The following is a 4,690-nucleotide window of genomic DNA, read 5'->3' as shown; positions in this document are numbered from 1 at the left end:
GCTTAAACCGACGACAGAGCATACGGGCGGCGTATGTGGAGACACCAAGAGCAGTAGCAGCGGCACGATAGCCCACGCCTTGCTCAAATAGTTCAACCAACTGCTCCCGCTGATGCTCACTGACCAAACTTCGAGCTCTCAATGAAAACTACTCCCCACTAATCGGAAACTGATTTCTCAGTCCAACTAATGGGGAGCAGTTCAGAACGTGCTGGGGCGGTTTTGCTGTTGCTGGCTAGGGGACGGGCACTCATGGGGATAACGGATGCACGCTAGGGGCGAGCTGCCTGTATTCCGGTCAGAAACCGGGGTAAGAATAGACCAGTTGTTTTCTAGAAGGGATTCCCTGTGCACTTAAGCGACCTCATGGACGCCACCACCCTGCTCCAGAACTTTGGCGGCTGGGCGCTCGGCGGCATTGCGCTGATTATCTTTATTGAATCCGGCGTGCTCTTCCCGTTCCTCCCCGGCGATTCCATGCTGGTCACCGCGGCAATCTTGCGCGATCAGCTGGGCTTGAACGTTCCGATTCTGGTGGGCGTGGCCATCGTCGCGGCGTTCTTGGGCGACCAGGTAGGTTTCTGGCTCGGCCACCGCTTTGGCCGCAAGTTGTTTAAGCCCGACGCCAAGATCCTCATAACCGAGCACCTCGAACAAGCCGAGGCTTTCTTCCTGAAGTACGGGCCGTTGGCTCTGGTACTGGGGCGCTTCATCCCGATCGTGCGTACCTACATTCCCGTGGCCGCTGGTACCGCGGAGATGCCGTACAAGAAGTTCGTGGGATGGAACGTCACGGGTGCAGTGCTGTGGATTGTCAGCATGGTCGGCATTGGCGTGCTGCTGGGGGATATCCCGGGCATTGCGGATCGCATCGACATGATCGCCATCGTCATCGTGCTGGTGTCTGTGACTCCGGTGGTGATTTCCGCGATGATCAACTGGCGGAAGTCCAAGAAGACTCCCGCCCAGGAGCTGATGGAGGACTAAGCCCTGATCGTCACTTGGGGACGATCAGCGGACCGCCGGTGACAGGATCCTCGATGACTAGCGCGTTGAGGGCAAACGCCTCGAGCAGTAGCTCTGGGGTAATGACCTCGCTGGGACGCCCGGTGGCGAGGACCTGTCCATCCTTCATCACCACGAGATTATCGCTGTAGCGTACAGCCAAGTTGAGATCGTGCAGCACCATCACCACAGTCCGATCCAGCTCTCGGCGTAGACGCTGCACCAGCTCCAAAATCTCTACCGACGTGGCCAGATCCAGGTAGGTGGTGGGCTCGTCCAGGAACAGGATGTCCGTGTTCTGCGCAAGAACCATGGAGATCCACACACGCTGCCGCTGCCCTCCGGACAGAGAATCCAGGGTGCGCTCCGCCAGCCCCATCGAGCCAGTCATTTCCAGCGCCTTGTGCACCTCGGCTTCGTCCGTGGACGACCACTGACGGATCCACGATTGGTGTGGGTGCCGACCGCGCGAGACGAGATCAGCCACGTTGAGTCCCTCCGGGGCGGTAGGGGTTTGTGGCAGCACGCTGATGGTCCGTGCGAGGTCCTTGCGCCTGATGGATGAGATATCGGCGCCGTCTAACAGCACTTCGCCCTCATTCGCCGGAAGGAGACGAGACATGGCTCGCAACAACGTGGATTTGCCGCAGCCATTGGGGCCGATGATTGTGGTGATCTGCCCGCGAGGAAAGTCCACGTCCAAGCCTTCGATGACCGTCCGGTCGCCGTAGCCCACGGCGAGGCCGCGTGCGCTCATGCTGTGCTTCTGAGTCATGTGTCCTTCTTTGTTCGCGGCACTGCTAACTTCCAGGGTGGGATCTTTTCTCATGCCGTGGTTGACCTATTCCGTTGGACCAGCAAATAAATAAGGAACGCACCGCCGATTGCCGAGGTGAGAATGCCCACCGGCAGCTCTACGGGCAGAAGAGTTTGGGTGCTGATATCTGCCAGCAGGAGTAGCGCAGCGCCGGTCAGCGCAGAGGCCAGAAGCGGTGGTGCAGAGCAGTTGCACAAGCGCAGCGCCACCTGTGGGGCCACGAAGGCGACGAACCCGATGGGGCCAGCGGCCGAGACCGCCACTGCTGCCAAAGCCACGGCAGCGGCGAGCAGAAGCACCTGCACACCCTGGACGTTTTGTCCCAAAGCCCGTGCAGTATCCGAGCCCAGCAAGGTGGCTAAAAGTTGGTGACCAATCCAGGCCAGCAGCGGTGTAAACACCAACACAACAATGGCGATGGGCCACATCTTGGACCAGTCCGCAGTGCTCAGGGAGCCAGTAAGCCAGAACTGCGCGGCCGCGGCATCGCGCAACTCCGTGCGGATCATCAGGAAGTTGATATACGAGGTCAACAGAGCAGAGATGATGATGCCGAACAGCACTAGCCGGAAGGAATCAGTCGATCTCCTCCACGCCAGAGCCCACATCACCGTTGCGGTGACAGCCGCACCAAGCACCGCGGCCAAGGGAATGCCGATGCTGCTGAGCCAGCCGAGGAAACCACCAGCGCCACCACCCAGAGTGATGACGGTGACCGCGGCCGCGGACGCGCCCGTAGTGAAGCCCAAGATATCCGGGCTGGCCAGCGCATTGCGAGTCACGGACTGAGTGAGGGCTCCGGATAATCCCAGCGCACAGCCCACCAGAATGGCCGTCAGCGCACGAGGCATGCGCCAATCCAAAACCACCAGACGCTCAATGCGGGTGCCCTGGCCGGTGAACAGCACCTCCAGCACACGAGCCGGGGACACAGGATAGTCACCCAGGCCGATGGAGACCGCCGCTAGCAAGACGATCGCCACGAGCAGCAATAGAGACACCGTCAACGCGCGAGGGCGCCAGACCACAGAAAATGAGCCCACGCGGAATGGCGGGCGCCCAGGGATAGTGGAAGAGGTAGGGCGGGCAAGGAGGGAACTCATTAAATGGCCACCACCCGGCGTCGATAAATAAGGGCGATGAAGAACGGCGCGCCCACGAACGCGAGGATGATGCCTACTTGCAACTCGCCCGGACGAGCGATCAGACGGCCCACCACGTCTGCGAACAGCATCATCACCGCACCCGTCAGGGCAGAGTAAGGGAGGATCCAGCGGTAATCAGGGCCCGTGATGGCGCGCACGAGGTGCGGGACCACCAGGCCGATGAAGGTGATGGGGCCGGCGGCAGCTGTCGCGGCACCGGCCAGCAGTGCGATCAGAGCCATGCCAATCAGGCGGGCGCGCTGGGTGTTGATGCCCAGTCCGGAGGCGATGTCATCGCCCAGATTCAGGAGGTTTAGCTGCGGTGCCGTGATGAACGCCAGCAGGAGGCCCACCAGGATAAACGGCAGCACGCCGTAGAACACGGTGAGATCCCGGCCCGCGATGGAGCCGACGGTCCAGAAGCGCATGCGATCCAGATTGGCATCGTCAGTGAGGATAAAACCGCTGATGATGGCGCTGAGGACCGCGGACAAAGCCGCGCCGCCGAGGACCAGCGTCATTGGATTGGCCTGTCCTCCTCCTATGGACGCCAAACTAAACACCAACGCAGTAGCAGCGATGGCCCCACCGAACGCCCACATGCTGGTAGCCCACACGGACGTCACACCCAGCAAGGAGAAGCTGGCAACCACGGCCAGGGACGCACCGTAGTTGATGCCGAGAATGCCCGTGTCCGCGAGAGGGTTGCGCGTGTGCCCTTGGATCAATGCACCGGAGGCGCCAAGGGCAGCACCGGCGACTAGGCCCAACAGGGTGCGGGGAATGCGGAGCTCGACGATCACGCGCTGATCCACATTCAGCCCCTCCGCGTGGCCGAACGCCGTGCCGAGATCGCGGAACACGGCGGACACTTCTCCAAAAGGGATCTGCCGTGATCCAAACACGATGCTGGCAACGATGCTGGCGAGCAATAGGAGGAAAAGGACGCCGAGGCCGACGAGGCGACGCGGGATTTTACCTGATGGAGCGCTGGCAGAAGCGTCCGCAGTAGCGTCCGCGCGAGACCCCAGGTGTGATTGAGAAGGGGATTGCGCATGCGGGGTAGAGATAGCCATGCATCCCTCCTTGACGCGTGAAAGTCCATGATCTTAACGGGAGCAAGCTTATATGAACAAGGTAAGCCTAATCAAAGTACTACAAGGAGGGATTGTGGAGCTGTGCAGGTGAGTGTGTGAGCCAGCAGGTGCGGCTAGTGAGGTCGGTCGGCCCTGAATGGCGCCGACCCTACACCTCAGCTCTATGCTTCTGAGCAGGGATTTGGACATGTTTTAGCTGGTTGCTAGGCTAGTCAGGTCTTGCCGTAGGTAGGTACCCCCATGTTCTTTTTTTCGACGCTAACGCGTCAAAATCCCGGGAATGCCACATGACCTGCGGAAAGAGTCTCCCGCTACAAGGGAGAAAAACTGTACATCCACTTTGTTACAGGCCCCTCGCCCGAAGCGGCCGCACGGATAAAGGCAGCGAGCACCCCTAACTACTGAGTTAGGCGGAGCGTGAGTAGCCAGCGATCGTGCGGTACACGCGATTCATCAAGGGTGAGCACGGGAACCGTAACGAAAAAGGCAACAGGTCACTTCACATGGTGCTGTTGCAAAGTTGGGCGGAGAGCCGAGACGACCCAGTTTCTCATTTCCTGATGGCCGCTGCGTGCCGGCGTTCTCAGGCCGTCTCGAAGACCCGGTTGACGATCACCGCGTCCGGA

Annotated in this window: 4 protein-coding genes; 1 reads left to right on the top strand and 3 read right to left on the bottom strand. The window is 60.4% G+C overall.

Annotated elements, in window-relative coordinates; translation table 11 throughout:
- Positions 1–348 precede the first annotated feature (348 nt).
- On the top strand, positions 349–987 hold the full coding sequence (locus MHK00_RS11625; protein ID WP_005325329.1) for a DedA family protein: 639 nt from the start codon (positions 349–351) through the stop codon (positions 985–987).
- A gap of 10 nt (positions 988–997) precedes the next feature.
- Here MHK00_RS11625 and MHK00_RS11620 read toward each other — a convergent pair whose 3' ends face one another.
- From MHK00_RS11620 to MHK00_RS11610, 3 genes are read right to left on the bottom strand one after another with little or no spacing between them, the layout of a single operon-like run.
- The gene (locus MHK00_RS11620) at positions 998–1,780 is read right to left on the bottom strand and encodes an ABC transporter ATP-binding protein (RefSeq protein WP_019176090.1); all 783 of its coding nucleotides are present in this window, start codon (positions 1,778–1,780) and stop codon (positions 998–1,000) included.
- A gap of 50 nt (positions 1,781–1,830) precedes the next feature.
- Entirely contained in the window at positions 1,831–2,925 is a 1,095-nt protein-coding gene (locus tag MHK00_RS11615) for a FecCD family ABC transporter permease (protein WP_005325330.1), read from the bottom strand.
- Entirely contained in the window at positions 2,925–4,043 is a 1,119-nt protein-coding gene (locus MHK00_RS11610; RefSeq protein WP_005325331.1) for a FecCD family ABC transporter permease, read from the bottom strand. The genes MHK00_RS11615 and MHK00_RS11610 overlap by 1 nt, the downstream gene beginning before the upstream one ends.
- Positions 4,044–4,690 lie beyond the last annotated feature (647 nt).

Source organism: Corynebacterium tuberculostearicum, assembly GCF_022347385.1.
Classification (GTDB): domain Bacteria; phylum Actinomycetota; class Actinomycetes; order Mycobacteriales; family Mycobacteriaceae; genus Corynebacterium; species Corynebacterium tuberculostearicum_M.
The sequence above is the reverse complement of the archived record's forward strand: the minus strand, read 5'-3'. Positions and strand labels throughout refer to the sequence as shown.

Bases quoted from the DNA above. Each gene is read 5' to 3' on its own strand.
- MHK00_RS11620 (WP_019176090.1), bottom strand. From the start codon at position 1,780: ATGACTCAGAAGCACAGCATGAGCGCACGCGGCCTCGCCGTGGGCTAC.
- MHK00_RS11615 (WP_005325330.1), bottom strand. From the start codon at position 2,925: ATGAGTTCCCTCCTTGCCCGCCCTACCTCTTCCACTATCCCTGGGCGC.
- MHK00_RS11610 (WP_005325331.1), bottom strand. From the start codon at position 4,043: ATGGCTATCTCTACCCCGCATGCGCAATCCCCTTCTCAATCACACCTG.